The organism is Paenirhodobacter ferrireducens (genome assembly GCF_004022265.1).
Classification (GTDB): Bacteria; Pseudomonadota; Alphaproteobacteria; order Rhodobacterales; family Rhodobacteraceae; genus Rhodobacter; species Rhodobacter ferrireducens.
The window spans coordinates 2,501-6,070 of sequence record NZ_SAVB01000036.1 but is presented as its reverse complement, the minus strand read 5'-3'; the positions used below and the strand labels follow the sequence as shown (position 1 = coordinate 6,070).

Genomic DNA, 3,570 nt, shown 5'->3' with positions numbered 1-3,570 from the left:
AGCCGGCGCGCGATCCGCGCCGGGCGGGTCCTGGCCGGTCTCCGGGAGCGCCTGCTCCACCCTGCCCTCCTCGACACCTTCATCGAGGAATACCGCACGGCCTGGAACGCGGCGCAAGCCGACACGCAGGCCGCGCGCGCAAGGGCCGAGCGGGAGCTCGCCCAAGTCGAGAAGAAGATCGCCGGTTTTCTCTCGGCGATCGAGGACGGCCTGTATCACTCCTCGATCAAGGAGAAGATGGCGGTGCTCGAGGATCGAAAGCGGACCCTCACAATCCAGGTTGCGGAGGCGCCGGAGCCGGCCGTCCTGCGGATGCACCCGAGCCTTGGCGATCTCTACCGCCAGAAGATCGGCGATCTGGTCAATGCCCTGTCAGATCCCGTGGTTCGGGTTCAGGCCGCTGAAGCGATGCGCAGTCTGATCTCCGAGATCCGGATGATCCCGGCATCGGACGCGCCCGATGGGCACAGGATCGAGCTCAGCGGTGATCTTGCGGGGATCCTGGCGTTGTCGGAACCAGATATGCAAAAGTCCCCGCGGTTGGCGAGGGGTTGTCATTCTATCGAGTCGGGAACGTTGGTTGCGGGGGCAGGATTTGAACCTGCGACCTTCAGGTTATGAGCCTGACGAGCTACCGGGCTGCTCCACCCCGCGACCTGGATCATGCGTTGCATGACCTTTTGTGCCCCGAGGGCTTTTTGAGCTTATCGGGGATTGGATCGTTTTGAGAGAACGTTGGCTTCTTGCTAGGTTTGGCGGTGACCTACTCTCCCACGTCTTAAGACGCAGTACCATTGGCGTGTTGGCCCTTAACGGCCGAGTTCGGGATGGGATCGGGTGTTTAGCCAGCGCTATGACCACCAAACCGAGGAAGAAGCCATCCTGTCCAAGTCGAGTTGTAACCTGTGTATACCTGCTTTTGATCGTGAGCCTTGCTGCTACTGGATCAAATCAAGCCAATCGGGCAATTAGTACCGGTCAACTGAACGCGTTACCGCGCTTACATCTCCGGCCTATCGACGTGGTGGTCTTCCACGGCCCTCAAGGGATACCTAGTTTCTGGGGGGGCTTCACGCTTAGATGCCTTCAGCGTTTATCCTGTCCGATCATAGCTACCCAGCACTGCCGTTGGCACGACAACTGGTCCACCAGTGGATCGTTCACCCCGGTCCTCTCGTACTAGGGGCAACTCCCATCAAGTATCCTACACCCACGGCAGATAGGGACCGAACTGTCTCACGACGTTCTAAACCCAGCTCACGTACCTCTTTAAATGGCGAACAGCCATACCCTTGGGACCTGCTCCAGCCCCAGGATGAGATGAGCCGACATCGAGGTGCCAAACGATGCCGTCGATATGGACTCTTGGGCATCATCAGCCTGTTATCCCCAGAGTACCTTTTATCCGTTGAGCGATGGCCCTCCCACTTGGGACCACCGGATCACTATGGCCGACTTTCGTCTCTGCTCGACTTGTCAGTCTTGCAGTCAGGCTGGCTTCTGCCATTGCACTCAACGACCGATTTCCGACCGGTCTGAGCCAACCTTCGCGCGCCTCCGTTACGATTTGGGAGGCGACCGCCCCAGTCAAACTCCCCACCATGCAGGGTCCCGGACCCGGATAACGGGCCGCGGTTAGACATCAAGAGTGCGAAGGGTGGTATCTCAAGGGAGGCTCCACGGTGACTGGCGTCGCCGCTTCAAAGCCTACCACCTATCCTGCACATCACAATCCTGATGCCAGTGCAAAGCTAGAGTAAAGGTTCATGGGGTCTTTCCGTCTAACCGCGGGTAGTGTGCATCTTGACACACAGTTCAATTTCGCTGAGTCCACGTTTGAGACAGCGGGGAGATCGTTACGCCATTCGTGCAGGTCGGAACTTACCCGACAAGGAATTTCGCTACCTTAGGACCGTTATAGTTACGGCCGCCGTTTACTGGGGCTTCAATTCGGAGCTTGCACCCCTCCTTTTAACCTTCCAGCACCGGGCAGGCGTCAGACTGTATACGTCGCCTTACGGCTTCGCACAGCCCTATGTTTTAAGTAAACAGTCGCCACCCCCTAGTTTGTGCCCCCCACCCACACTTGCGTGCGAATGGGGCCTCCTTCTCGCGAACTTACGGAGGCATTTTGCCGAGTTCCTTAAACGTGGTTCTCTCAAGCGCCTTGGTATTCTCTACCAGTCCACCTGTGTCGGTTTCGGGTACGATCTTAAAGTGGGGCTATTTCCAGGAACCTCTCAGCAGCCCGATCAATCCGATAAGATCGAACTACCCTCGAGATCCGTCACCACCACATGGCCCAGGAATATTAACCTGGTTCCCATCGACTACGCCTTTCGGCCTCGCCTTAGGGGTCGGCTTACCCTGCTCAGATTAGCTTTAAGCAGGAACCCTTGGACTTTCGGCGAGAGGGTCTCTCACCCTCTTTGTCGCTACTCATGTCAACATTCTCACTTCTGATCACTCCACCGGATCCCTCACAGGCCGGCTTCACAGTCAGAACATTGCCTCCAATGTATCGCGAACGATACTAAGGAGGCAGCGTTCTATATCACAGAACGCTCCGCTACCACGCACATCGCTGTGCATCCAAAGCTTCGGCTCGTGGCTTGAGCCCCGTTACATCTTCGCCGCAGGACCTCTTGACTAGACCAGTGAGCTGTTACGCTATCTTTAAAGGATGGCTGCTTCTAAGCCAACCTCCTGGTTGTTATGGAAGTCCCACATGCTTTCCCACTTAGCCACGAATTGGGGGCCTTAGCTGTTGGTCAGGGTTGTTTCCCTCTTCACGACGGACGTTAGCACCCGCCGTGTGTCTCCCGGATAGTACTCTTGGGTATTCGGAGTTTACTTAGGCTCAGTAAGTCTGTGGGACCCCATCACCCATGTAGTGCTCTACCCCCCAAGGTATTCGTCCGAGGCGCTACCTAAATAGCTTTCGCGGAGAACCAGCTATCTCCGAGTTTGATTGGCCTTTCACCCCTAGCCACACGTCATCCGGACCCTTTTCAACGGGTGTCGGTTCGGACCTCCAGTTGGTGTTACCCAACCTTCATCCTGCACATGGCTAGATCACTCGGTTTCGGGTCTGATCCCACGAACTCATCGCCCATTTAAGACTCGCTTTCGCTGCGCCTACACCTAACGGCTTAAGCTTGCTCGTAAGACCAAGTCGTTGACCCATTATACAAAAGGTACGCCGTCACCGCTCAAGGCGGCTCCGACTGCTTGTAGGCGTCCGGTTTCAGAAACTGTTTCACTCCCCTCGTCGGGGTGCTTTTCACCTTTCCCTCACGGTACTGGTTCGCTATCGGTCAGTAAGGAGTACTTAGCCTTCGAGGGTGGTCCCCCGATCTTCAGACAGGATTTCACGTGTCCCGCCCTACTTAATACGTCCGATCAAACTTCGCATACGGGGCTGTCACCCATATCGCTGGCCTTTCCAGACCATTCTGCTCATTCTCACGGCTCGGCTGGTCCCCGTTCGCTCGCCACTACTAGGGGAGTATCTATTGATTTCCTTTCCTCCGGGTACTTAGATGTTTCAGTTCCCCGGGTTCGCTCTTA

The 3,570-nt window shown here is 56.4% G+C and carries 1 tRNA gene and 2 rRNA genes (1 of these 3 running past the window's edge); all 3 read right to left on the bottom strand.

The features are described 5' to 3' along the window. Window positions 1-577: 577 nt before the first annotated feature. Window positions 578-654: transfer RNA gene (locus EOW65_RS19455), tRNA-Met, on the bottom strand. A 96-nt stretch (window positions 655-750) separates the two neighbouring features. Beyond that, window positions 751-865: ribosomal RNA gene (gene rrf / locus EOW65_RS19450) — 5S ribosomal RNA — on the bottom strand. 82 nt (window positions 866-947) lie between these two features. Continuing rightward, window positions 948-3,570, bottom strand: a 23S ribosomal RNA gene (locus EOW65_RS19445) (it continues 209 nt past the right edge of the window).